The sequence below is a fragment of the Cupriavidus sp. C2SS-8b genome (assembly GCF_057073745.1).
The window spans coordinates 1,884,800-1,909,647 of sequence record NZ_CP172717.1 but is presented as its reverse complement, the minus strand read 5'-3'; the positions used below and the strand labels follow the sequence as shown (position 1 = coordinate 1,909,647).

The 24,848-nt window shown below is 67.3% G+C and carries 23 protein-coding genes; 17 read left to right on the top strand and 6 right to left on the bottom strand.

Translation table 11 applies throughout. The features are described from left to right. Nucleotides 1–16 precede the first annotated feature (16 nt). Together ACIGJB_RS25600 and ACIGJB_RS25595 are read left to right on the top strand one after the other, a co-directional pair. On the top strand, nucleotides 17–808 hold the full coding sequence (locus ACIGJB_RS25600; RefSeq protein ID WP_483732778.1) for an SDR family oxidoreductase: 792 nt from the start codon (nucleotides 17–19) through the stop codon (nucleotides 806–808). A 33-nt stretch (nucleotides 809–841) separates the two neighbouring features. Then, nucleotides 842–1,834, top strand: a complete 993-nt coding sequence (locus tag ACIGJB_RS25595; protein ID WP_483732777.1) for an acetyltransferase — start codon at nucleotides 842–844, stop codon at nucleotides 1,832–1,834. Here ACIGJB_RS25595 and ACIGJB_RS25590 read toward each other — a convergent pair. The 3 genes from ACIGJB_RS25590 to ACIGJB_RS25580 are packed head-to-tail and all read right to left on the bottom strand — an operon-like array spanning nucleotide 1,809 to nucleotide 4,701. Continuing rightward, nucleotides 1,809–2,909, bottom strand: coding sequence for a 3,4-dihydroxy-2-butanone-4-phosphate synthase (locus ACIGJB_RS25590; protein ID WP_483732776.1), 1,101 nt, complete (start codon nucleotides 2,907–2,909; stop codon nucleotides 1,809–1,811). The two genes, ACIGJB_RS25595 and ACIGJB_RS25590, sit on opposite strands and share 26 nt — an antisense overlap. Continuing rightward, on the bottom strand, nucleotides 2,906–3,859 hold the full coding sequence (locus ACIGJB_RS25585) for an alpha/beta hydrolase (RefSeq protein WP_483732775.1): 954 nt from the start codon (nucleotides 3,857–3,859) through the stop codon (nucleotides 2,906–2,908). The genes ACIGJB_RS25590 and ACIGJB_RS25585 overlap by 4 nt, the downstream gene beginning before the upstream one ends. Nucleotides 3,860–3,891: 32 nt before the next feature. Further along, entirely contained in the window at nucleotides 3,892–4,701 is an 810-nt protein-coding gene (locus ACIGJB_RS25580) for an SDR family NAD(P)-dependent oxidoreductase (RefSeq protein WP_483732774.1), read from the bottom strand. Between the two features lie 393 nt (nucleotides 4,702–5,094). Between ACIGJB_RS25580 and ACIGJB_RS25575 the strand changes: the two genes are divergently transcribed. Further along, entirely contained in the window at nucleotides 5,095–6,282 is a 1,188-nt protein-coding gene (locus ACIGJB_RS25575; RefSeq protein ID WP_483732773.1) for a helix-turn-helix transcriptional regulator, read from the top strand. 726 nt (nucleotides 6,283–7,008) lie between these two features. Here ACIGJB_RS25575 and ACIGJB_RS25570 read toward each other — a convergent pair. Then, the gene (locus ACIGJB_RS25570; RefSeq protein ID WP_483732772.1) at nucleotides 7,009–7,353 is read right to left on the bottom strand and encodes a VOC family protein; all 345 of its coding nucleotides are present in this window, start codon (nucleotides 7,351–7,353) and stop codon (nucleotides 7,009–7,011) included. Nucleotides 7,354–7,562: 209 nt separating this feature from the next. Between ACIGJB_RS25570 and ACIGJB_RS25565 the strand changes: the two genes are divergently transcribed. From ACIGJB_RS25565 to ACIGJB_RS25525, 9 genes are all read left to right on the top strand, one after another. After that, the gene (locus ACIGJB_RS25565; protein ID WP_483732771.1) at nucleotides 7,563–8,711 is read left to right on the top strand and encodes an LLM class flavin-dependent oxidoreductase; all 1,149 of its coding nucleotides are present in this window, start codon (nucleotides 7,563–7,565) and stop codon (nucleotides 8,709–8,711) included. 225 nt (nucleotides 8,712–8,936) lie between these two features. Then, nucleotides 8,937–10,130 (top strand): flavin-dependent monooxygenase, encoded by a 1,194-nt coding sequence (locus ACIGJB_RS25560; RefSeq protein ID WP_483732770.1) that lies wholly within the window; start codon nucleotides 8,937–8,939, stop codon nucleotides 10,128–10,130. A 34-nt stretch (nucleotides 10,131–10,164) separates the two neighbouring features. Continuing rightward, complete coding sequence (locus ACIGJB_RS25555) at nucleotides 10,165–11,919, top strand: FAD-dependent oxidoreductase (protein ID WP_483732769.1); 1,755 nt, start codon at nucleotides 10,165–10,167, stop codon at nucleotides 11,917–11,919. Next, nucleotides 11,916–12,440 carry a flavin reductase family protein gene (locus tag ACIGJB_RS25550; RefSeq protein WP_483732768.1) on the top strand — a complete coding sequence of 175 codons (525 nt, stop codon included), beginning with the start codon at nucleotides 11,916–11,918 and terminating at the stop codon, nucleotides 12,438–12,440. Before ACIGJB_RS25555 ends, ACIGJB_RS25550 begins: the two co-directional genes overlap by 4 nt. Nucleotides 12,441–12,457: 17 nt before the next feature. After that, on the top strand, nucleotides 12,458–14,155 hold the full coding sequence (locus ACIGJB_RS25545) for an FAD-binding protein (RefSeq protein WP_483732767.1): 1,698 nt from the start codon (nucleotides 12,458–12,460) through the stop codon (nucleotides 14,153–14,155). Beyond that, entirely contained in the window at nucleotides 14,139–14,903 is a 765-nt protein-coding gene (locus tag ACIGJB_RS25540; protein ID WP_483732766.1) for an SDR family oxidoreductase, read from the top strand. The genes ACIGJB_RS25545 and ACIGJB_RS25540 overlap by 17 nt, the downstream gene beginning before the upstream one ends. A 46-nt stretch (nucleotides 14,904–14,949) precedes the next feature. After that, a complete protein-coding gene (locus ACIGJB_RS25535) occupies nucleotides 14,950–16,005 on the top strand; it encodes a 2Fe-2S iron-sulfur cluster-binding protein (protein ID WP_483732765.1) in 1,056 nt (351 codons plus the stop codon). 1 nt (nucleotide 16,006) lies between these two features. Continuing rightward, entirely contained in the window at nucleotides 16,007–17,638 is a 1,632-nt protein-coding gene (locus ACIGJB_RS25530) for a FadD3 family acyl-CoA ligase (RefSeq protein ID WP_483732764.1), read from the top strand. Nucleotides 17,639–17,656: 18 nt separating this feature from the next. Beyond that, on the top strand, nucleotides 17,657–18,100 hold the full coding sequence (locus ACIGJB_RS25525; protein WP_483732763.1) for a nuclear transport factor 2 family protein: 444 nt from the start codon (nucleotides 17,657–17,659) through the stop codon (nucleotides 18,098–18,100). Nucleotides 18,101–18,425: 325 nt separating this feature from the next. On the opposite strand, the gene ACIGJB_RS25520 is transcribed toward ACIGJB_RS25525, so the two are convergent. Next, nucleotides 18,426–19,292 (bottom strand): SDR family NAD(P)-dependent oxidoreductase, encoded by an 867-nt coding sequence (locus ACIGJB_RS25520; RefSeq protein ID WP_483732762.1) that lies wholly within the window; start codon nucleotides 19,290–19,292, stop codon nucleotides 18,426–18,428. 239 nt (nucleotides 19,293–19,531) lie between these two features. Here ACIGJB_RS25520 and ACIGJB_RS25515 point away from each other — a divergent pair, with 239 nt between their 5' ends. Genes ACIGJB_RS25515 through ACIGJB_RS25505 form a run of 3 tightly spaced genes read left to right on the top strand, consistent with a single transcriptional unit; the run spans nucleotide 19,532 to nucleotide 21,589 of the window. Further along, nucleotides 19,532–19,951 (top strand): nuclear transport factor 2 family protein, encoded by a 420-nt coding sequence (locus ACIGJB_RS25515; RefSeq protein ID WP_483732761.1) that lies wholly within the window; start codon nucleotides 19,532–19,534, stop codon nucleotides 19,949–19,951. Further along, entirely contained in the window at nucleotides 19,948–20,805 is an 858-nt protein-coding gene (locus ACIGJB_RS25510; RefSeq protein WP_483732760.1) for an SDR family NAD(P)-dependent oxidoreductase, read from the top strand. The genes ACIGJB_RS25515 and ACIGJB_RS25510 overlap by 4 nt, the downstream gene beginning before the upstream one ends. Nucleotides 20,806–20,830: 25 nt before the next feature. Further along, complete coding sequence (locus ACIGJB_RS25505; protein WP_483732759.1) at nucleotides 20,831–21,589, top strand: SDR family oxidoreductase; 759 nt, start codon at nucleotides 20,831–20,833, stop codon at nucleotides 21,587–21,589. Between the two features lie 39 nt (nucleotides 21,590–21,628). Here the strand turns inward: ACIGJB_RS25505 and ACIGJB_RS25500 are convergent, their stop codons facing one another. Further along, nucleotides 21,629–22,528 (bottom strand): NAD-dependent epimerase/dehydratase family protein, encoded by a 900-nt coding sequence (locus ACIGJB_RS25500; protein ID WP_483732758.1) that lies wholly within the window; start codon nucleotides 22,526–22,528, stop codon nucleotides 21,629–21,631. Nucleotides 22,529–22,723: 195 nt separating this feature from the next. Between ACIGJB_RS25500 and ACIGJB_RS25495 the strand changes: the two genes are divergently transcribed. Beyond that, on the top strand, nucleotides 22,724–23,911 hold the full coding sequence (locus ACIGJB_RS25495) for a helix-turn-helix transcriptional regulator (protein ID WP_483732757.1): 1,188 nt from the start codon (nucleotides 22,724–22,726) through the stop codon (nucleotides 23,909–23,911). A 204-nt stretch (nucleotides 23,912–24,115) separates the two neighbouring features. Next, nucleotides 24,116–24,832: an EthD domain-containing protein gene (locus tag ACIGJB_RS25490; protein ID WP_483734660.1), complete on the top strand. Its 717-nt coding sequence runs from the start codon at nucleotides 24,116–24,118 to the stop codon at nucleotides 24,830–24,832. The last annotated feature ends 16 nt before the right edge of the window (nucleotides 24,833–24,848 follow it).

Here is a 24,848-nt window from a genome sequence, read left to right as displayed (position 1 = left end):
CAGAGGAGACACAAACATGCTGCTGAAAGACAAAGTCGTCATCGTATCCGGCATTGGCCCCGGGCTGGGCATCAAGCTAGCGGTCGAAGCCGCGCGCGAAGGTGCACGTGCCGTGGCCATTGCCGCGCGTACCGCCGCGAAGCTGGAGGAAGCACAGGCCCGCATCGACGCACTGGGCGCCGACTGCGAAGTGCTCAAGGTCGTGACAGACATCACCGACCGTGCCCAGTCGCGCCATCTTGCCGCCGAGACCATGCGCCGCTTCGGCCGCATCGACGCGCTCGTCAACAGCGCCTTCCAGCACGGCAATTTCCCCGAGCCGGTAGAAGCCGCGGATCTGGACGTCTGGCGCCAGGTGTTCGATACCAACGTGTTCGGCACCATGACACTGACACAGGAAGTGGCGGCGCTGATGAAGCCGCAGGGCGGCGGCGCCATCGTGATGATCAACACCCAGGCCACGCGCAAGCCGATGCCTGGGGAATCGGGCTACGCGGCGTCCAAGGGCGCGCTGGCGGTGGCGGTCAAGTACCTGGCGCGCGAGCTCGGCCCGCACGGCATCCGCGCCAACAGCGTCTTCATGGGCTGGATGTGGGGCGCGCCGGTGCAGGGCTACGTGCGCCATGCCGCGGCCGAGCAAGGCGTCAGCGAGGACGCTATCATCGCACCGGTGGCTTCGCAGATCGCACTGGGCCGCATGCCGACCGACGACGACTGCGCACGCGCGGCGCTGTTCCTGGTGTCGGACTATGCCCGGGCGATCACCGGAGCCTCGCTGGATGCCAACGGCGGCGATTTCATGCCCTGACCCACCAGCCCTGACCAGCCCGGAGCCATTGCCATGCCCCGCTACTTTGCCTTCAACGGCGACGCCGACGGCCTGTGCGCGCTGCAGCAGCTGCGCCTGGCTAACCCGGGCGACGCGACGCTCGTCACCGGCGTCAAGCGCGATATCCGGCTGCTCGAACGCATCGACGCCGCGCCCGGCGATGCCGTAACCGCGCTCGATATCTCGCTCGACCAGAACCGCGACGGCTTGCTGCGGCTGCTCGCGGCCGGTGCCAGCGTGGCGTACTTCGACCACCACCATGCCGGCGAACTGCCCGCGCATGCCGGCCTGTGCGCCCATATCGACGAGGGACCGGAGGTCTGCACCTCGATCCTGGTGGACCGCTATCTCGGCGGGCGCCACCGCCGCTGGGCGATTACCGCTGCGTTCGGCGACAACCTGGCTGACGTGGCCCGGGGTCTCGCTGCACAGGCGGGGCTGGATGCGCGCGAGACCGCCGTGCTGGAACGCCTGGGCACCTGCCTGAACTACAACGCGTATGGCGAGTGCCTGGCGGACCTGCATTTCGATCCCGCCGAACTGGCGCGCCACATGCTGCCGTTCGAAGACCCGCTCGCATTTGCGGCGCAATGCGGCGCCTATGCGGCGTTGTGCGACGGGTACGAAGAAGACATGGCGCACGCGCGGCGCCTGTCTCCGGCGCACGAAGTACCCGGCGCCGCGCTGCTGGTGCTGCCTGACGCGCCATGGGCGCGGCGCGCCATCGGCGTGCTGGCCAACGAGCTGGTGCGCGGGCGCCCGGGCGATGCGATCGGCCTGCTGTCGCCGAAGTCCGGCGGTGGCTTTGCCGTCAGCGTGCGGGTGCCGGCGCACAGTGCCACCGGCGCGGCCGATTTCTGCCGCGGCTTCGAGACCGGCGGTGGCCGGCGTCTGGCCGGTGGCATCAACCACCTGGCCGACGCCGAGGTAGACGGCTTCACCCGCCGCTTTGCCGATTGCTTTGGCGGTCCTGGCCTGCTCAACCCGGCGGGACAAACTCCGTAACCGCCAGCTCGAATCCGGTGACGGCGCGGTACGGCACCGGATGGCTGAGCAGGCGCAGCTTGTGTGCGCCCACATCGCGCAGGATCTGAGCCCCGACGCCCAGTGCCCGCTGCGCGAACGCGGGTGCGGGCGCGACCGATTGCGGTGCCGCCAGCCGTTCCAGCCGCTGCTGCGGCGACTCGCGCTCATCGAGCAGCACCAGCACGCCGCAGCCCTCGGCGCCGATACGCGCGAGCGAACGTTCCAGGTTCCAGGCCGGCTGGGCCGGCGTGGCGAAGCCCAGCACGTCGCGCTGCATTTCCACGGTCTGCACGCGGGTGAGCACGGGTTCGTTCGGGTTTGGCTCGCCCAGCACCAGCGCAAGATGGAGCGCGTCGACCGGCGCGTCGTGGTAGGCATGCACGGTGAAGCGGCCATAGGGCGTGTCGAGTTCGCGCGAATGCGTGCGGCGCAGCGCGCCTTCGGTCAGCAGGCGGTGGTGGATCAGCCCGCTGATCGAAACCGCCGGGAGCCCGTTGCGCCCGGCAAAGGCCAGCAGGTTCGGGCCGCGCAGCAGGTCGCCGGCATCATCGAGCAGCATGGCATAGGCTCCGGCCGCGACGCGCCCGGCCAGCCTCGGCAGGTCGGAGCACGCCTCGGCGAAGCCCGCGCGGCGCAGCACGCCGTCTGGCTGCGCCACCACGGGGAAGATGTGCCCCGGCTGAACGAGGTCGTGCGGCTGCGCATGGGCCGCTGCCGCCACGCGCAGCGTCAGGGCCCGGTCCGCCGCGGAAATGCCCGTGCTGACGCCCGTGGCCGCCTCGATCGATACCGTGTAGCGTTCGCGCTGGCGCTGGTTGGCCGCCATCGGCGGCAGCTGCAGCCGCTGCCGGCGCGCTTCGGTGATCGCCATGCACACCAGGCCACGCGCCTCGGCGGCCATGAAGTTGACGTCGGCTTCGGTGGCGCGCTCGGCGGCGACCAGTACGCACCCGGTGGCCTCGTCGGTCTCATCTTCAATGACCACCACGCGCTGGCCTGCGGCGAGGGCCGCGAGCACATCGGTTATCGGTGGCAGAACGCTGGACGTGTTCATGCTGCCTCCTGCTCGCTGGCGCCGAATGCCTGTCGCAGCGCCGCCGCCGCGGCATCCAGCGCATCGCCGGCGGCGTCGATCACGCCTTGCATGCTCATGAAGCCATGGAACTGGCCGGGCCAGCGCTGCACGGTGGCGTTGCCGCCGGCGCGCTGCAAGGCCTCGCCATAGGCTTCGCCCTGATCGCGCAGCGGATCGAATTCCGCCGTGATGATGGTGGCTGGCGGCAGGCCGTGCAGGTCGCGCTGGTGCAGCGGGCTGGCGCGCACGTCGGCCGCGTCCGCGCGATGGGCCAGGTACTGGGTGCGGTACCAGTCCAGTTCCGCCGCGCCGAGGAAATAGCCCTCGCCGCAGGTGCGATAGCTTTCGCTGTGGATGGCGGCGTCGGTGCAGTCCAGGTACGGATAGAGCAATAGCTGGTGGCGCGGCGCGATGGCGCTGCCACGCAACTGCTGGCATGCCACGGCGGCAAGGTTGCCGCCGGCGCTGTCACCGGCCACGGCAAGCCGCTCCGGATCGGCGCCCAGTTGCGTCGCATGCGCGCAGGCCCAGCGCACGGCAGCCACAGCATCTTCGGCGGCGGCCGGAAAGCGCGCCTCGGGTGCCAGCCGGTAGTCCACCGACAGTACCAGCGCACCGCTGCGGCGCGCCAGGCTGCGGCAGATGTTGTCGTGCGAATCGAGGCCGCACAGGACAAAGCCGCCGCCGTGGAAATAGACCACCAGCGGCAGCGCCGCGCTGTCGTCGGGCCGGTACAGGCGCGCCGGCAGCGGCCCGTCCGCGCCCTCGACGGTGAGGTCTTGCTGCGCGGCGATGGCGTCGCCAGGGGCGAAGCCCGGCATGGCCGCCAGCGCGGCGCGGTAGTCGGCGGCGTTCAGCGTCGTGAAATCGGGGCGGGGCATGGCGGCCATGGCGTCAAGCATGGCGCGGGCCTGTGGGTCGAGCGGCATGGTGTCTCCTTGAATGCTGTGTGGAAATTTGTTCAGAACGCGAACGACGGCGGCGTGCCCGCGACGATGGCTTGCGCGCGCGCCTGGGCCGCATGTGCGGCTTCCTCGTGCGGCAGGATCCAGAACTTGCCGGCCGACACGCCATCGAGGATCACGCGCGCGACTTCCTCCGGCGTCATGCCGGCGGCGATGCCGCTGCGCAGCGCACCGTTCATCTGGTTCACTTCCTGCGGCCCGGCGCCGTTCAGCTCGCCGGCGATACCGGTGGCCACCGGGCCGGGGCAGACCACCGACACCTTGACCGGCAGTCCCGCTGCTTGCAGTTCCAGCGCCAGTCCTTCGCTCAGGGCCACCACGCCTTGCTTGGACAGCGTGTAGGGCGCCAGCCACGGACCGACGGCCAGCCCGGCCATCGAGGCCACGTTGACGATATGTCCCGAGCCTTGCGCCGCCATACGCGGCACGAAGCAGCGCAGCGCGTGGAGCACGCTCCAAAGGTTGACGCGCAGCACGCGCTCGAACACCTCCGGCGCCAGCTCCCAGCAGCGGCCGGTGGCCAGCACGCCGGCGTTGTTGACGAGCAGGTCGATGCGACCCAGGCGCAGGAAACTCTCCGCGCACAAGTGCCCGATCTGCCGCGCGTCGGACACATCGGTGGGAATGGCGATCACGGTCGCGCCCTGGTCGGCAAGCGCCGCGCGCGTCGCTTCGAGTGCCGCGGCATCGATATCCGCCAGCGCCAGCGCATATCCCTGTGCGGCCAGCGCTTGCGCCAGCGCACGGCCGATGCCGCCGCCCGCTCCGGTGATCACTGCGGCCTGCGGCCGCGGGTTTGCCGCCATGGTGGTGGTTTCTCCGTCAAAAGACGGCGGCGCGGATCGCCGCCCATGGCTTGTCTTTTAGCGTTGGCGCGCCGGCGCGGCATCGTCTGTTTGGGTAGGGCCGCGCCGCGGCTAGGGGTTTGCCCTTGGGTGGGTAAGCCTGGGTCTGTCCTTAGTCTGTTTGGAGTATGTGTTTGCGCCGCCGTGGCGTGAGCATTTGCCCTGTCCCGCAGGACTAGTCCGGCCCGCATGCGAAGCCGGTCTCGGCTAGGGGCAAACCATGAAGGCAAGGGGCAAGCCGCGGCGCTTTGCCGTCCCTATAATCGGGGCACAAAAAAGGGCCACAGAGCTCGCAGCAGGCCAGCCGCCCGGCATGCCCGGCGCGCTGCGCACGCCACAATGGAGACAGAGGAAATGCTGATGGAGGTTAGCCAGAACCAGGCCGCCGCGCACCTGTTCGCGCAGACGACGGTGTCGCTGTCGGAGTTCAGCGCGTTGCTCGGCGACATCTATCAGGGCCCGATGGAGCAGGTGCCCTGGGGCAAGGCGCTGGAGCACATCCGCCGCCAGCTCAACGCCAACTACGCCACGCTGATCCTGAGATCGCCGGCCACGGACAGGCCGGGGCTGATGGTCAATGCGTCGGAGCACGGGGGTTCGACGCTGGCGGGCGAGACGTCCTACAACAACTACTATTACGCGCTCGATCCCTTCATCGGCCTGCCGTCCGACCGCGTGGTGACCATCGACGAGCACCTCGGGCCGGGCGTGTGGTGCCAGAGCGAGATCTACCAGCAGTTCCTGAAGGACGTTGGCATCCGCTATATCCTTGGCGCGGACCTGCGCACCGATGACGGTGTGGAATGCCGCTTCCGGCTGTGCCGCAGCATTGACGGGCCGAACTTCTCCGCGGCGGACAAGGCCCTGTGCACCGCGCTGCTGCCGCACTTGAAGCGCGCGGTGGACCTGCACTCGCGCATCGACGTGGTGGAATCGGAGCGGACTATCTATGCGAGCGCCATCGACCGCATGCTGGTCGGGATGGTGATCCTCGATGAGTCTGGTTCCATCATCAAGACCAACGCGGCGGCCGATGAGATCCTTGGGGCCAAGGATGGTATCCGGATCTCCAAAGGCGGGCTCGATGTGGAGTACGGGCAGGAGAATCGCAAGTTCCAGCGGCTGCTGCGCCAGGCGATGCTGGGCCATGTGGGCACTACGCCGGCGCTGATGGAAGCGATGTCGATCACGCGGCCTTCTGGTAGCGCGAGGCTTGGTGTGCTGATCCGCACGATTCCGCTTAGCGAGTGGTCGGAGGACAACCGCAAGCGCCCGGCGTGCGTGGTGTTTATCCGCGATCCGGAGCGGCGCTCGCAGGCGTCGCATGACGTGGTGCGGCAGTTGTTCGATTTCACGCCGGCGGAGACGCAGCTGGCACTGCAGCTTGCCAATGGGCTTACGCTTGATGAAGCGGCTGATGAACTTGGTATCAGCAAGAACACGGCTCGGGCGCATCTGCGGGCGATTTTTTCAAAGACTGGGGTGACGCGGCAGGCTACGCTTGTGAGGATGTTGTTGAGTAGTGTGATTTCGTTGGGGTAGGGGATGGGGCGGGGGGCGGTGTGCTTGGCAGGCGCCGCTGTTTCGACGGCGTAGCCGTCGAGTCACTTTTTGTCCGAGCGACAAAAAGTAACCAAAAAACGCGTTGCTTGCCCTAACGGGCGAATATTGATCGTAGCGTGCGAAGAATTTCGTACGGGTATTCGCTTCAGAGTTTGCCTGGCAGCCTGCCGCATGGTGCGCATCCGTTTGCAGGCTCTCCAGCAATGATTGAACGAGCCCTGAACCTGTCCGTGGCCCGGGCTCTCCAGCCATATCGCATCATCGCCTTCGGCTGCGCTACGCGTGGCTCAGTAGTCTGAGCGCACAGGCCGAGCTACCAAGACAATGGCCCGTGTTCTTGTGCGCCAGCGATGGTGATGCGCCAGCTAACAGACTAGTGAGCCGCGTAGCAGCCGTAGGCGATGATGCGACAGCGTTGGCAGTGTCGGGCCACGGACAGGTTCGGGGCTGGTTCAATCATTGCCTGAGAGCCTACATACGGGTGCGCACCACGCGGCAGGCAGCCAGGCAGTCTCTGAAGTTCATACCCGTACAACACCCTCGGCACACTACGATCAATATTCGTCCGCTAGGACAAGTCAACGCGTTTTTCTGCTTACTCTTTTGTCGCTTGGACAAAAGAGTAAGTCGCCGGCTACGCCGGCGAAACAGCGGCGCCTGCCAAGATCGACAACCCAATCACTACCAAAAGCATGAACCCCTCATTCAGACCTTTCCACTGACCACGATCGAAAAACCCTGCGGAGTTTGCAGCACCGCGCGAGTTTCATGCGGCCCCTGCGCTGCAGGCAGCGTCACACCGGCCCCCGCATCCACCAGCCTCGCAATAGCCGCGTCGATCTCCTCTCCTTCCTCCAACTTAAACGCCAGCGCCAGCTGATCCACGATTTTCTCTTCGCCAGCCACGAGGGCCAGTGTCAATGCGCCCGCATCGAGCGCGCAATAACGGTCACCATCGCGGAATTTCACGCGCAGGCCGAATCCTTCCGTGAAGAACGGCAGCGCGGTGTCAATGTCCGCAACGGGGTAGAGCAATAGTCTGGCTTGCATGGTGTCCTGTTCCCATCGATGAACGGGCAAGTTGCCCGCGACCAATGATAGGGACGCGCCATGTCCTGCTCATAATCCAATCAGACGATGTTGCAACGCCGTCCCCCGCCCACACTGCAAGCACACAGGCCGCTTCCGGCCCGAGGCGCGGCACACGGCGGCGTCCCGGCGGCGGTCCTGGACCATCAATACCAGGGAAGGGGACTGCAATGCGTTTTTCACTGATTTATGAAGCACAAACCGTCGATGCCTCCCGCGCCGGCGACCACAAGGTGTTCGATGAGATCATGGAACAGGTGGTGCTGGCCGAAGACATGGGCTTCGACGTGGTCTGGGCGGTCGAACACACCGCACTGACCAACTACGCGCACATGAGCGCGCCGGAAACGTTCCTGGCATTCGTCGCCGGACGCACGAAACGCATCGGCATCGGCCACGGCGTGGTCTGCCTGCCGCCCGCGATGAATCATCCGGTCAAGGTCGCCGAGCGCGTTGCAACGCTCGATATCCTCTCCGGCGGCCGCGTCCACTTCGGCGTGGGCAAGGGCGGCACCCAGCAAGAGGCCGGCACCTTCGGCTATGACCTGAACAGCCTGCACCCGATGATCGACGAGTCGATGTACCTGATCCCGAAGATCATGACGCAGGACGAAATCGAGCACGACGGCGAGTTCATCAAGATCCCGCGCCGCCCGATCCATCCAAAGCCGCGCCAGGACCCACATCCGCTGATGTACCTGGCCTGCACCAATGCCGACACGCTGCAGCGCGCCGGCGCACGCGGCATGGGCGCGCTGGTGCTAGGCTTCGGCGGCCCGGAAGATGTCGCGAAGAAGAATGACATCTATCGCACTGCGTGGCAGACCCGCAAGCCGGAGGACCAGGTCGGCTTCCGTCCGCACCAGCACCTGGCGGCGCTGTGCCCGACCATCGTGCTCGAGGACGGCCTGGCCGCGCGCAAGATCGGCATCAAGGGGCAGCGCTATTTCATGGAGTCGCTGTCGTACTGGTACGCAGGCGGCGAGCACCCCGATCCGTCCACCTGGGACGACGAGCACGTCACCGCGACGGACGCACAGGGCAAGGCCGTCATCAGCACCAAGTTTGCATCCGAGAAGGTCTCGGTGGACTTCAGCGATCCGTCGATGATGATGCTGAACCCAAACCACGCCTACGGCACCGTGGACGATTGCATCGGCTACGTGCAGCGCCTGATCGATGCCGGCGCCGACGAGATCCTGTTCATCTGCCAGATGGGCACGGTGCCGCAGTGGGCGCAGCTCGAAACCATCCGCAATATCGGCGAACACGTGATTCCGCACTTCCGCAAGCAGGGGCACAAGCTGCGCGTGGCTTGATCGCGCAGCAATCTGCTTCGCTGGGGCGGCGGGGAGTGCTGCGGGCTTTTCAACTTCCGCCTGTTTGCTCCCTCTCCCGCGAGCGGGAGAGGGGAGGAAACCGAGGGCGGCGGGACGCGCTGCAGCTTTCAAAAAAAACAGCTAGTCCCATCAGACGATGGCACCCCGCCCACCCGGTGCAAACATCAACGCCAGCCACAAGACAAAACCACAAGGAGACCCGCGGTGCCTCACCACAACGATCCCAAGCAACTGGCCGCCAGCCTGATCGCGCGCGCCGAACAGATGATCCCCGTGCTGGCCGGCCGCGCCGCGCAAGCCGAAGCCGAAGTGCGCATCCCCGCCGAGACCATCGCGGACATGCAGGCCGCGGGCTTCTTCAAGGTGCTGCAACCGCGCCGCTACGGCGGCTACGAACTCGATCCGCAAACCTTCTTCCGCATCCAGATGGCCCTGGCGAAGGGCTGCATGTCCACCGCCTGGGTCTACGGCGTGGTCGGCGTGCACAACTGGCAGCTCGCGCTGTTCGACGAACGCGCGCAAAAGGAAGTGTGGGGCAACGACCCATCGACGCTGATTGCCTCGACATACATGCCGGTCGGCAAGGTCACGCCGGTCGACGGCGGCTACCGCTTCTCCGGCCACTGGAAGTTCTCCAGCGGCAGCGAACTGTGCGACTGGATCTTCCTCGGCGGCCTGGTGCCGCCGGCCGAGCCGGGCGGCGCCTATGACTACCGCACCTTCCTGCTGCCGCGCTCCGACTACAAGATCGTGCGCAACTGGGACGTGCTGGGCCTGCGCGCCACCGGCAGCCACGACATCGTGGTCGATGACGTATTCGTGCCCGACTACCGTACCCACCGCGCGGTGGATGGCGCCATGGGCACCAGCCCGGGCCTGGCGATCAACGACGTACCGCTTTACCGCCTGCCATTCGCACAGATCTTCGTCCGTGCCGTGTGCACCGCTTGCATCGGCGCGCTGGAAGGCTCGCTCGACGACTTCATCGGCTACGCCGATGGCCGCGTCAGCAGCAACGGCGGCAGCAAGACGGCCGAGGACGGCGGCGCGCAGCTGGCCTGCGCCAACGCACAAGTGGCCGTCGACGAGATGCGCACCATCCTGGAGCGCAACTTCGACGAACTGCTCGCGGTCGCACGCGAAGGCGGCCAGGTGCAGACGCCGCGCCGCCTGCATTTCCGCTACCAGTCATCGCAAGTGGCCGAGCGCTGCGCGCAGCTCGCCAATGGCCTGCTGCGCTACGCCGGCGGCAACGGCATCTATCGCTCGAACCCGATGGTGCGCCGCTTCCTGGACCTGCACGCCGCGCGTGCCCACTACGCCAACAACCTGGACCGCTTCGGCCAGAACCTGGGCGGCGTGATGATGGGCCGCGCGAATACGGACTTCTTCATCTGAAGCCGGTCAACGGACCAATGGCAAGGGAGCCATAATGACCCAGAGCACAGCGCGCATGCAGCCAAAGGAGTTTGACGTGGTGGTGGTCGGCTCGGGCGCAGGCGGCATGCTTGCCGCCTGCCGCGCCGCCGACCGCGGGCTGTCGGTGGTAGTGCTGGAAAAGAGCAGCCAGTACGGCGGCACCTCGGCGGTGTCCGGCGGTGGCATCTGGATTCCGATGAATCACCATATCGCGCCAGCGGGTGGACAGGACGACTACGCGAAGGCGCTGGAATACGTGCTTGCATGCACCGGCGAGCACGGCGATCCCCAGCGCATCCGCGCCTACCTCGAGCACGCGCCGCGCATGCTGCAGTACCTGGAGCAGAAGGCTGGCGTGCAGTACTACTCGCTGCCGCGCTACGCGGATTACTTCCAGAAGGTGTCTGGCGCGATGCCGGGCTATCGCGCGCTGGACCCGATGCCATTCGACGGCGCGCGGCTGGGCGAGGAGTTCGACCGGCTGCGTCCGCCGTCGCCGGGCACGCTGGTAGGCGGCCGCGTGGCCGTGACCTCAGGCGAGGCACATACGCTGCTGTGCCGCTCGCCAGGCTGGTTCGGCCTGGCGGTGCGCCAGTTCGCGCGTTACTGGCTTGACTTCGGCTGGCGCCGCAAGACCCGGCGCGATCGCAGGCTCACCCTCGGCAACAGCCTCACCGGCGGCCTGCGCCGGGCGATGATGGATCGCGCGATCCCCCTGTGGCTGGATACCGCGCTGCAGGACCTGATCGTGGAAGACGGCGCAGTGCGCGGCGTGCGTGCGCTGCAGGACGGGCGCGTGGTCGAGATCCGCGCATTGCGCGGCGTGATCCTCTCCGCCGGTGGCTTCGAACGCAACCAGGCCATGCGCGAGCAGTACCTGCCGCAGCCGACGCGTACCGAATGGAGCGCCACGCCGCCGAACAATACCGGCGACGCCATCCGCGCCGGACAGGCTGCGGGTGCCGGCGTCGCGCTGATGTCCCATGTCTGGGGCGCACCCACGTTGCAAGTGCAGGGCGAGGAGAAACAGCGCGCGATGTTCATCGAGCGTGCCATGCCCGGATGCCTGGTGGTGAACGGCCAGGGCAGGCGCTTCGTCAACGAGGCCGCGCCGTACTCCGAGTTCGTGCCCGCCATGTACCGCGATCACGAAACCACCGGCTGCAGCGTGCCGGCCTGGATGGTATTCGACGCCACATTCCGGCACAAGTACCCGTGCGGGCCCATCCTGCCCGGCTCGGTGATGCCGGACCGCAGCATCCCGGCCAGCCTGTCCGGCATCCTGGTGCGCGCTGAAACGCTAACGGATCTGGCACGGCAGATCGGCGTCGATGCCGAAGGACTCGCCGACAGCGTCGCGCGCATGAACCGCTACGCCGCCACCGGCGTGGACGAGGAGTTCGGCAAGGGCGACAACCTGTTCGACACCTACTACAGCGATCCGGCGGTGCGGCCGAACCCGTGTCTTGCGCCGATCGGCAAGGCGCCGTTCTACGCGGTGCGGCTCGATGCCGGCGATATCGGCACCAAGGGCGGTCTGGTCACCGATGCCAGCGCGCGCGTGCTGCGCGAAGACGGCAGCGCCATCGCCGGGCTGTTCGCCATCGGCAATACCAGTGCCTCGATTATGGGCACCAGCTATCCCGGCGCCGGCTCGACGCTGGGCCCCGCCATGACCTTCGGCTTTATCGCTGCCGACCTGCTCGCGCAGCGCGCTCCGCAGCCGGAAGCCGCGCCCCACGCTCAACCCGTACAGGAGGCCTTATGAGCGCCAATCCCGAAACCAGCACCGCGCTGCGCGACGACATGCTGAAGGCCATGCGCCGCATGGCGCGCTCGGTGGCGGTCATCAGCTGCCGCCATGGCGAGCGCCGCTATTCGATGTCCGTGACCGCGGTCGATTCGCTGTCGGCGGACCCGCCTTCGCTGCTGATCTGCATCAACCGCAATTCGTCGCTGTATCCGCCGCTCGATGCCGGCGCGGATTTCTGCATCAACCTGCTGGCCGCCGACCACCGCGACATCGCGGTGGACTGCAGCGGCCGCCTCAAGGGCGAAGAGCGCTTTACCAGCGGCGAGTGGGAAGACGACCTGCTCGGCGTGCCGTGCCTGCGCAATGCGCAAGCCAACCTGGTCTGCGAGCAGGACGGCCGCTTCGACTACGGCACGCACGCGATCTTCATCGGGCGGCTGCGCGAGGTGCGGCTGGCCGGCGAGGTGTCGCCGCTGGTCTATGTCGACGGCGCCTATACCACGTCCGCGCCGCTGGGCGCGCTGTGCACTGCCTGAGCGAGGAGAACGCGACCATGCACGCCGATTTCGCTACGCCGGCCCATGCGCCGCTGCGGCTCGATGATCCTGACGCGTACCCATGGCAGGCCACTTGCGATGCCGTCGTGGTCGGCTTCGGTGCCGCAGGCGCTTGCGCTGCGCTGGAAGCAGCGCAGGGCGGGGCACGCGTGATCGTGGCCGAACGCTTCGAGGGCGGCGGCGCCAGCGCAAAGAGCGGGGGCGTGGTCTATGCCGGCGGCGGCACGCCCTACCAGTCCGCCGCGGGCTACGCGGATACGCCGCGGGCCATGGCGGACTACCTGCGGCAAGAGACCGGCGAAGTCGTGAGCGAGGCCACGCTGCAGGCATTCTGCGAGCGCAGCCGCGACATGATCGGCTGGTTGGAAAGCGTGGGCGTGCGCTTTGCCGCCACCGTTCCGCCGCGCAAGACTTCCTATCCCGCGCAACCGTACTACCTCTACTACTCCGGCAACGAAGCCGTGCCGGACTATGCGAAACACGCGGCGCCCGCGCCGCGCGGGCACCGCGTGAAAGGCCCCGGCATGTCCGGCCGCACGCTGTATAGCGTGCTGCATGGTGCCGTGCAGGCCCGGCCGGAGATCACCGTGATGCGCCAGACCGCCGCGCGGCGGCTGATCGTCGACCAGGCCGGTGCTGTCATCGGAGTCGAACTTTGGCAGATGCCGCCGGGCCGCCATCAGAAACGCCACACCCGCCTGGCGCGCATGGCCGAGCGCCTGCACAACGCCATGCCGGGCGTGGCCGACCGCTTGCGCCAGCGCGTGCTGCAGCTGGAATTGCGCCATGCGCGCCCGGTCGCGGTACGCACTGCCGCGGTCGTGCTGGCCGCAGGCGGCTTTATCTTCAACCGCGACATGATGGCGCGCAACGCCGGCAAGTACCTGCAGAACTGGCGCCTCGGCACGACCGGCTGCGATGGAAGCGGCATCCGGCTCGGCGAGTCGGCGGGCGGTGCCGCGCGACACCTGGAACGCATCTCGGCGTGGCGCTTCATCAATCCGCCGTTCGACTGGGCTCGCGGCTGCGTGGTCGACGCGCAGGGCGTGCGCATTGGCAACGAAGAAACCTATGGCGCCACGCTGGGCCACGCCATGTGCGAACGGCATGGCGGGCACGCGTGGCTGGTGCTGAACCGTGCGCTGGCGCGCGCCGCCTTGCGCGAATGTCTGAGCGGGCGCCTCTGGGCCTTTCAGGGCCTGCCCGCAGCGCTGCTGATGCTGACCGGCGCGCGGCGCGCCGCTACTCTTGAAGGCCTTGCCGGCAAGCTGGGCATGCCCGCTACGGCGCTGCGTAGCACCATCGATACCTATAACGCCGCCGCGCGCGGCGAGCGCGCGGATCCGGCAGGCAAGTCTGCATCGATGTGCGCTTCGCTCGAATCCGGCCCCTGGCTCGCCATCGATATCTCCGCCAACAGCCGCGTTTTTCCCTGTCCGGCGATCACGCTTGGCGGGCTGTCGGTGGAAGAGTTCACTGGCCGCGTGCTCGATGCCGCGGGCGCGCCTATTCCCGGCCTCTACGCCGTGGGCAGGACCGCCGTGGGCATCGCATCCAATCATTACATCAGCGGCCTGTCGCTTGCCGACTGCATCTGGTCGGGGCGCAATGCCGGCCGCCACCTGACACAACAGCCTGCCGCAGGGCGGCGGGCATACACCAACGAGGAGATGTCCCATGAGCCGACGTACTGAAGGCAAGATCGCGATCGTCACCGGGGCCGCCAGCGGCGTCGGCAAGGAAGACGCACTGCTGCTGGCGCGCGAAGGCGCGCGCGTGGTGCTGACCGACCTCAACGAGGAAGCGGGCCATGCGCTGGCGCGCGAGATCGGCGAGACCGCGTTGTTCGTGCCGCACGACATCGCCAGCGAAGCCGGCTGGCAGCAGGTGATGGCGCGCACCGAACAGCGCTTCGGCGCGCCGAACGTGCTGGTGAACAACGCGGCCATCCTGATGCTGGGCACGGTCGAAGACACCACGCTGGAGCAATGGCAGCGCGTGCTGCGCATCAACGCCGACGGCTACTTCCTCGGCTGCAAGTACGGCGTGGCCGCGATGAAGGCGGGCGGCGGCAGCATCGTCAATATGTCGTCGGTGGCGGCGCTGGGCGGCATGGGTGCGTTCTGCGCCTACAGCGCCAGCAAGGGCGCGGTGGCCGCATTGACGCGCGCCGTGGCGGGCCACTGCAAGCAGAGCGGCTACAAGGTGCGCTGCAATTCGATCCATCCGGACGGCATCCTCACGCCGATGACCGCGGCCTTCCTGCCCGGCGGTGCCGAGGCCCTGTCCGAGGACATCGGCGGTGCCGAACCGATGCAGCGCATGTGCCATCCGCGCGATGTTGCCAACCTGGTGCTGTTCCTGGCCTCCGACGAATCGCGCTTCATCAATGGCGCGGAACTGCGCATCGACAACGCGCAGACCATCATGGGCGTGGCTTGACGCTACCCCCAGCCGCCCCGAGCCGCAAGGAAACAACAAGGACATCATGGCGCCAGTACCATTCCACCGGCTGCAGATCGCCGAAGTCGTCACGGAAACGGCCCAGGCGCATTCGCTGGTATTCGCGCTGCCTGACGGCCTGCGCGATGCCTTTGCCTACCGCCCCGGGCAGTTCCTGACGCTACGCGTGCCGGTCGACGGCACGCCGCTGCAGCGCTGCTATTCGCTATCGAGCACGCCCGAGGTGGATAACGCCCTGCGCGTGACGATCAAGCGCGTGCAGGGCGGGCGCGTATCCAACTGGATTTGCGACCACCTTGGCGCGGGCGATACGGTGGAGGTGATGGCGCCTGCGGGCGTCTTCACGCCGCCGACGCTGCACGGGGATTTCCTCTTGCTGGCCGGCGGCAGCGGCATCACACCGGTGCTGTCGATTGCCAAGGCGGCGCTGCGCCACGGGCGCGGCGCGGTGACGCTGGTCTATGCCAACCGCGACGAGCGCTCGATCATTTTTGCAGAGACCATCGCGGCGCTGGCGCGCAGCCATCCGGGCCGCCTGCGTGTGATCCACTGGCTGGACAGCGTGCAGGGCCCGCCGACGCAGCGCCAGCTGGAAGAACTGGTGCGCCCGTGGAGCCTCGCCGAATGCTTTGTGTGCGGCCCGGGCCCATTCATGGATGCGGCGCAGGCGGCGCTGCAGGAACTGGGCGTTCCGCGCGGCAAGCTCCACGTCGAACGCTTCCTGTCCCTGCCCGATGCACCAGCCGCAGCAGCGCCCGCGCAACCGGCCGTGATGGCTGCGGACGCCCCTTCGCCTGCGATGCGCGGCGCGGCGCTCACCGTGCAGCTTGACGGCGAGATCCGCCAGCTCAACGTGGCGCCGGACGAAACCGTGCTCGACGCCCTGCAGCGCGCCGGCCTGCCGGCGCCCAACTCCTGCCGCGCCGGCCTGTGCGGTGCCTGCATGTGCCAGGTGACGCACGGCGGCGTGACGCTTGGCGAAAACCATGTGCTCGACCGAGCCGACCTGGAAGCGGGCTGGACGCTGGCCTGCCAGGCGCGCGCGGCGAGCGATGAAATCCACCTGAAGTTCCCGGATTGACATGACTTCCTCTGACACCCTTGACGCCATTGCGGCCCCGGCCGGCCCCGACGCCGTTGCCCACGAGGACCCTGCCGCGACCATTCCCGAACTGGTGCGGCGCGCGGCGCAGCGCCACGGCGAGCGTACCGCTATCCAGGAAGACGGCCTGCGCCTGAGCTACGCCGGGCTGGATGACTGCCGGATACAAGCCGGCCGCGCGCTGATGGCGCTCGGCGTGCAGCGGGGCGACCGCGTCGCGGTCTGGGCGCCGAACTTCTCGGAATGGATCATTGCGGCGCTGGCCACGCACAGCGTGGGAGCGGCGCTGGTGCCGCTCAACACGCGCATGAAGGGCGCCGAAGCGGCGGCCGTGCTCGCCGACAGCGGCGCACGGCTGCTGTTCTGCGTCGACGACTTCCTGGGCGAGCGTTATCCGCAGATGCTGGCGCCGCACCGGCCGGCCACGCTGGAGCGCCTGGTGATCCTGAGGCCAGGGCAGGGAAGGACGCTGGCGGACGGCGAACTGGCGTGGGAGGGCTTCCTCGATCTTGCGCGGGAAGTGGACATGGCCGCTTTCACGCAGCGAGAGGCCGGTGTGCGCGGCGACACGCCGATGGACATCATGTTCACCTCCGGCACCACCGGGCGTCCCAAGGGCGTGATGACCGCTCACGCGCAGAACCTGCGTGCGGTCGACGGCTGGGCCGCGATCACGGGCGTGCGTGCCGGTGACCGCTACCTGATCGTCAATCCGTTCTTCCATACCTTCGGCTACAAGGCCGGGTGGCTTGCGGCGCTGTCGCGCGGGGCCACGGTGCTGCCGCATCTGGTATTCGACGCAGAAGCGGTCATGACGCGCGTGGAGAACGAGCGCATCACGGTACTGCCGGGGCCACCGACGCTGTATCAGACGCTGCTGAACTCACCGCGCTTGCGCGAGTTCGATTTGTCTTCGTTGCGCATTGCCGTGACCGGCGCGTCGGCGATTGCGCCGGTGCTGATCCAGCGCATGCGCGACGAACTGGGGTTCGACACGGTCATCACCGGTTACGGCCTGACCGAGTCGTGTGGCTTCGCCACGCTGACCCGCGCGGGCGATGACGCCGAGACGGTTGCGGGCACCTCAGGGCGCGCCATGCCGGGGGTTGAACTGCGCTGCGTGGATGCGCAAGGGCAACCGGTGCCTACCGGCGAGGCCGGCGAGGTGCTGGTGCGCGGCTACAACGTAATGCAAGGCTATTTCGGGCTGCCCGAGGCCACTGCGGAAGCCATCGATGCGGATGGCTGGCTGCATACCGGTGACGTCGGCACGCTGGATGCGCGGGGCTACCTGCGCATCACGGACCGCATCAAGGACATGTTTATCGTCGGAGGCTTCAATTGCTACCCGGCGGAAGTGGAAAAGCTGCTGGTGGCGCATCCCGCGGTGGCCCAGGTCGCGGTTGTCGGCATGCCGCACGAGCGGCTGGGGGAAGTCGGGCGCGCCTACGTGGTGCTGCGCCACGGTGCGCGGCTGGATGCCGAGACGCTGATCGTCTGGGCGCGCAGGCACATGGCGAACTACAAGGTGCCGCGCGAGGTGCAGTTCGTGACATCGCTGCCGGTGAGCGCGGCGGGCAAGGTGTTGAAGTATCAATTGCGGGAAGGTTGATCAACGAGGGGATTTGAGATGAGTGAAATTGCAAGCATCGCAGAGCGCCTTGCGCGACTGGAAGCCGCGGACGCGATCCGGGCGCTCAAGCTGCGTTACTTGCGCGCGTGCGACGATAAGGATACGGAGGCCATGTGTGCGTGCTTCGTGCCGGGCCGTGCGCATATCCACTATGACCGGATCGGCAGCTTTGCCGGCCGTGAGGCGCTGGTGCAGTGCTTTGCGGAAATGGCGTGCCGGCCTACGCTGAGGGAGATGCATTTTGCCGGGCAGGCGGATATCACGGTGACGGATGCCGACAAGGCGCGGGCGACCTGGGACCTGGCCTACCTGGCGCTCGATGATGACAGCGGATCCCGGACTTTCTTGACGGGGCGGTATGTGGATGAGTATGTCCGCATCGGCGGTGCGTGGCTGATTTGCTCGACGGTGTTTACGACGGGTTTGCTATCGCAGCGATGAGGACTAGCTGAGCCGCGCGCAGCGCAGCCGTAGGCGATGATGCGAAAGCGCGGGCAGTGTCGGGCCACGGACAGGTTCAGGGCTCGTTCAATCATTGTCGGAGAGCCTGCATACGGACGCGCTCCACGCGGCAGGCAGCCGGGCAGTCTCTGAAGCGAATACCCGTACGAAATTCTTCGCACACTACGATCAATATTCGTCCGCTAGGACAAGTAAACGCGCTTCTTTGCTTACTTTCTTGTCGCTTGGACAAGAAAGTAAGTCGCCGGCTACGCCGGCGAAACAGCCGCGCATGCCAAGGGCCAAAGACTCAAATTCCCACTCCCTATTCCACAATCGCCGGATGCACCCCCGGCGGCCCGCCCAGTGCCTGCCGATACGAAGGCGGCTGCACCCCCTCTGCATCCACAATCCCATACCCCATCGCCGCCTCCGCCACGATCAGCACCTGCCCCGATTTTTCCATCAACAGAGGATCGCGATACAGCGCGTCGATGACCTTCCCGGTGAACTCGGGCGTCTCCGCCACTGGCGCAAATGACGCGTACTTATCAGGATGCTGTTCCCACACCCGCAGCGTGCGCGCCGTGCGCAGCGGCCCCATCCAGACCGACACCGCCGCAACCCCATGCGGCCGCAAGTCAACCGCCATGTCATGCGCGAACTTGTCGATCCCGGCCTTCTGCGCCCCGTAAGCCGGCCCATGCATATAGCAATTGGCCCCGAAGGAAGAGGTAAACACAATCAACCCGCGCCCGCGTGCCGCCATCATCGGCGCCGCATGCCAGCTGGCCACATAGCCCGAACGCAACCCTACGTCGAGAATCCCCGCCATCTCCAGCGGCTTCTCCCAGAACGGCCCCGGCATGATGAGTTCGTCGTGCAGGAACGTAGCGTTGTTGACGAGGATATCCACGTGCCCCATCTCCTCGCGCACGCGCGCAAACAGTTGCGCCACCTGCGCGTCGTCCCGATGGTCGCACGCGACCGCGATGCCGCGCCCGCCCAGCGCATCGATCTCGCGTGCCGTCGCGTGGATGGTGCCGGGCAGCGGCGCGCTGCCTTCCTGCTCCGTGCGTCCGGTCACGTACACCGTGGCGCCCGCCGCGCCCAGCGCCAGTGCGATGCCCTTGCCGGCCCCGCGCGAGCCACCCGTGACGACCGCGACGATGGCTTGTTCCGCCTGCTTCATGCCTGTCTCCTGTATCAGTGATGTTGCAGGCAACGTGAGAGCCGCCCGCGCTCGTAAGAGCTTGGGGCGCGCACCGCGCCGGAACATCCTTCGTTTGGACTAAACGCCACCCTGCGCGGCTACTCCACGCAGACGATGGCCTCGGCCACGGCAAGGCCGACGATATCTGTCATCCCAACGACCGGCCGCGCGTAGCCCGATGGGCCGACGCCGGCCACAACCAAGGAGTGAGCCTGGCCATGTCCGAACTGGAGCACAAGCAAGCCATTTACGCGCTGACCTGCCGCTACGCGCAGGCGGTGGACCGGCGCGATTTTCCCAGCCTCGCGGAGCTGTTCACGCCCGATGCGCGGCTGACCGGGCCGGACTTCCGCCTGGACGGAGCCAAAGCGATCGCCGAGGGCATGTCGGCGCTTGGTCAGTACAGCGCCACCCAACACCATGTACACCAGCAACTGGTGACGATCGATGGCGATACCGCGACGGGCGAAACCTATTGCGTGGCCAACCACCTGTATGAGCAGGACGGCGTGCTGCGCAAGCTGGACTGGGGCATCCGCTACCAGGACCGCTTCGCGCGCACCCAAGGCCGGTGGCGCATTGCGGCGCGCGAGCTGGTGGTGGACTGGACGCAGGACCTGCCGCTGCGGGGGGCATGATGACGACAGCTCGTGTACTGGAAGGCAAGACAGCCCTGGTCACCGGCGGCGCCGGCGGCATCGGCGCGGCCAGCGCGCTGGCGCTGCTGCGCGACGGTGCCGCGGTAGTCCTGATGGGGCGGCGGCGCGAAGCCCTGGAAGCGGCGCGGCGCGGACTGCTTGAGCAGGTCGCCGCAGGCACCGTTGAGATCAGCGTCGGCGACGCCTGCCGCGAGGAAGACGTGCAGGCCGCGCTGCAGCAGGCCTGGGATCTGAACCGTCGTCTGGATATCGTCGTGGCGACGGTTGGCGGCGGCGGCTTCCGCCCGATGCTGATGCACGATTCGGCGTCGCTGATGGCGGAGCTGGAACTGAACATCACCAGCGCCTTCCTGGCAGTGCGCCACGCCTCGCCGCTGATGGCGCCGCATGGCGGCTCCATCGTCTGCATCTCGTCGAATGCGGCCCGCATGACGTGCCGCTGGCTGTCGGTCTACTGCGCGGCCAAGGCCGGTCTGGAAGCATTCCTGCGCGGGGCGGCCGAAGAACTGGCCGGATGCGGCATCCGCGTCAATGCGGTGCGCCCTGGGCTGACCCGCTCCGGTGCGACCGGGCCGATGTTCGACAACCCTGCCATCCTCGACAAGTTCGTCGCCCAGATGCCCCTGGGCCGCGCCGGCGAGCCGGACGATATCGCCAGCGCGGTGCGCTACCTGGCCGGGCCGGAATCGGGCTGGGTCACTGGCCAGAGCATGGCCGTCGATGGCGGCAGCGAGCTGCGCGGCAATCCGCTTCTCGATGACACCGTGGCGGCCATGTATGGCGAATCCGCCCTGCGCGCGGTGCTGGCCGGCAAGATTCCTGACGCCGCCTGAAGCGGACCAAACAAGGAGAGAAACGATGCATCAGGTAAAGGACAAGGTCGCGCTAGTCACCGGCGCGGCCAGCGGGGTAGGGCGCGCGGACGCCTTGCTGCTGGCGGCGGAGGGTGCGCGCGTGGTGCTCACCGACGTGAATGAGGAGGCAGGGCAGGCACTGGCCCGCGAAATCGGCGATGCAGCACTGTTCGTGCGTCACGACATCGCCAGTGAAGAGGACTGGCGCAGGGCCGTGGCCGCGACGCAGGACCGCTTCGGCCGGCTCGACGTGCTGGTCAACAATGCGGCCATCTGTCCGCTGGGATCGATCGAGGAGACCTCGCTCGACTGCTGGCGCCAGGTCATGCGTGTCAACGCCGACGGCTATTTCCTCGGTTGCAAGTTCGGCGTGCAGGCAATGAAGGGCAATGCGGCCGGCGGCTCCATCGTGGTGATGTCCTCGGTGGCAGCGCTGGGAGGGTTGCCGATGATGTGCGCATACAGCGGCGCGAAAGGTGCCGTCACGGCGCTCGCGCGCAGCGTGGCCGTGCACTGCAAGCGCAACGGCTACCGCATCCGCTGCAATTCGATCCACCCCGATGGCATCTGGACGCCCATGACACAGGCACTCGTGCCCGGCCTGGACCCGGCCGCGCTGGGCATTGGCACGGACCCGATGGCGCGCATGTGCCAGCCGGAGGATGTGGCCAACCTGGTGCTGTTCCTGGCCTCCGACGCATCGCGCTTCATCAATGGCGCGGAACTGCGCATCGATAACGCGCAGCTGATTTCGGGGCTGTAAGCGCAACGGCGGCCGGCGCAAGCCGGCCGCCGTTGCGTCTTAGCTGTACTGCGCCACGATCTCGCTCACCGTGCGAAGGATGTCGCGGCGGCGATAGCCGAGCAGGGCGGTCTCGGCCGCCTCCGGCTCGTAGTAGAGCGTGTTGCCGCGGCCGAAGCAGATCGCCGAGTCAGGCAGCAGCGGATGCTCCTGGTCGATGACCGGCGGCACCGCGCGGCCGGCATCGCGGAAGAACGCGCCGAAGTAATCCTGGAAGCTAAGGTTCTCGTCGCCTACCAGATAGGCCTTGCCGTTCTCGCCGCGCAGCAAGGCACCTTCGATGGCTTCCGACAGCGACATGGCTGAGATGAAATTGACGCCACCGGGTGGCGCGAAGTCCGGCATCGGCGCAAAACCGCCTTTGGCATAGTCGGTATAGGCCTTGAACATCGGGACTGTCAGCCCCGGCACCGTGCCCACGACGAACGGCGCATTGACGCTGCTGACGCGGAAGGCATCCGTCGCCAGTAGCCGTACCCCTTCGTCAGCCAGCTTGCGCGAGCGGATATAGGCGTTGCCGTCGACCAGCGAAGGCGCCGCCTGCGGATAGAAGCTGCCCACCAGCACGGCGACCCGGACGCCGGCATCGCGCGCGGCGCGGAAAAAGCGTGGTACGCCTTCGATGTTGGCGCGCTCCCAGTGTGCCGCCTCGTCGCTGCCAGGAGGAACGTGCCGAACATCGTTGCCGGCGGCGAATACCAGCGCATCGAAGGCGCCGAGCCGCGCTGCGGGCAGGTCATTGGCGATGTAGTCGCAGCGCAGGAAATCCAGCCCGCCCAGCGGCGTGCCCGAAGCAGGACGGTTGCGTCCCGCGATGGTGACTTCGTGGCCTTGGCTGCGCAGGTGCAGGGCCGCGTGGCCCCCGATCATGCCGTTGCCGCCGACGATCAATATCTTCATGCTTGTCTCCTTGGGTTGCACTGCGGGAATGCATGCATTGAATCGGCCACAGGAAGCGCGGGCATCGTCCGATTGCAGGTCAGGGAAAACACCGAGGGCCGCGCATCGGCGGATGGCGTCCCTATAATTTGCGCTGCCCCAGGTGCCGCAGAGCGCCGGCAGGCACACACCCGGTGTGGAATCAGGAGACAAAGAATGTTGATGGCGACCGTTGAGGCGCAGGAAATGGCGTCGCCCTTGCTCGCGCAGTCTGGCTTGAGCGTCACGCAGTTCAGCGCGCTGCTGGCAGCGGTCTATGAAGGGCCGATGGAACCCGTGCCCTGGGGCCGCGCGCTCGAAATGCTGCGCCAGCAACTCGGCGCCAGCTATGTGAGCTTTATCCTGCGTTCGCCCGCCAGCGACCGCAGCGGCCTGGCGGTGCATGCTTCGGCGCACGGCACCTCGCTGGAGGCAGAGGCTTCCTACAACAGCTACTACTACGCGATCGATCCGTTCATCAACCTGCCGACCGACCGCGCGGTGACGGTTGACGAAGCGCTGGGCGCCGGCAACTGGTGCCACAGCGAGATCTACCGCCAGTTCCTGCAGCCGCTCGGCATCCGTTACCTGCTGGGCGCGGATATCCGTACCGAAGATGGTGTCGAATGCCGCCTCCGACTCTGCCGCCAGGACGACGCGCAAGATTTCTCCGACGTGGACAAGGCGGCCTGTGCCGCCATCCTGCCGCACCTGAAGCGCGCCATCCGGCTGCATTCCCGGCTCGATGTGGTCGAATCCGAACGCACGCTCTACGCGGGCGCGATCGACCGCATGCTGGTGGGCATGGTGATCCTCGATGCGGCCGGGGCCATCCTCAAGAAGAATGCGCAGGCCGACGAAATCCTTGCGGACAACGACGGCATCCGTCTCAACGGCAACACATTCGAGATCGCCTACGCCCAGGAAAGCCGCAAGTTCCAGTACCTGCTGCGCCGCGCGCAGCTGGGGCACCACGGCAGCGAGCCGGCGCTGGCGGAGGCCATGTCGATCACCCGCCCTTCGGGACGCGGCAAGCTCGGCGTGCTGGTGCGCACCATCCCGCTCAGCGAATGGTCCGAAGAAAACCGCCGCCGGCCCGCCTGCGCGGTGTTTATCCGCGATCCCGAACGCAAGTCGCGCGCCTCGCATGAAGTGGTGCGCAAGCTGTTCGACCTGACTCCGGCCGAAACCGCGCTGGCGCTTGTGCTTGCCGACGGCCTGACGCTCGATGAAGCCGCCGAGGCCCTGGGCACGAGCAAGAACACGGCACGCGCCCACCTGCGCTCGATCTTCTCCAAGACTGGCGTGACGCGGCAGGCCACGCTGGTACGCATGCTGCTGAGCAGCGTCGTGACGCTCGGCTGAACGACGCGGGCAGTCATGCCCCGGTAGTCCGATTGGAGGATGAGCGCAGCCATTCGCGCGCTTAGCATGCACAGGACCAGCGGGCGCGGAAGCGGATGGCACGTCAGGCGGACGCAGCAACGCATGCGGTCAGTGTCGTCCCGGTTCCACGCACGCTTCAACCTGTCCGGCTACGGCCGGCACCTGTACCAGGGAGCGTGGAGCATGGAGAAAGTCATTTATATCGTCTGGCGCGATGCGCGCACCGAGCCGGCGGAATTTGCGCGCCGGCTGCGCACGACACTCGCGGACAAGCTGACGGCGCTGGGTGCGCGGGGACTGCAGGTCAACGTGGCGGATGACGCCGTAGTGCCTGCCGCGGGCCTGCGCCAGACCAGCACCCGCCCGCAGATGGACGGGCTGGTCTCGGTCTGGCTGGACAGCGCCGTCAATCACCTGCGCCGGCCATTCGACCAGGCGGTCGAGGCCGCGACCGGCCGCATGGCCGGCTACCTCGTCACGGAGTCGCAGCCAATCCGCAATACGCGCTTCCCGGTGGCGCCGGGCGAGCGTACGCCCGGCTTTGCGCAGCTGGCCTTCCTGACGCGGCCGCCGCGCCTGACGCCACAGGCATGGCTGGACACGTGGCACAACCACCATACGCAGGTGGCGGTCGAAACCCAGGACAACTTCCTCTACGTGCAGAACGTGGTGGTGCGCCCGCTTACCTATGCCGCGCCGCCTTACGACGCGATCGTCGAGGAATGCTTCCCCGACGCGGCGATGACGGACCCGCACGCGTTCTTCGACGCCGTGGGCAACGAAGACAAATTCCAGCGCAACCTGCAGGCCATGATGGAGAGCTGCCAGCGCTTCATCGACTTCGACAAGATCGACGTGGTCCCCACCAGCCAGTACATCGTCCGCCCCGCCAGCGCCTGAATGCGGCACCGGATCG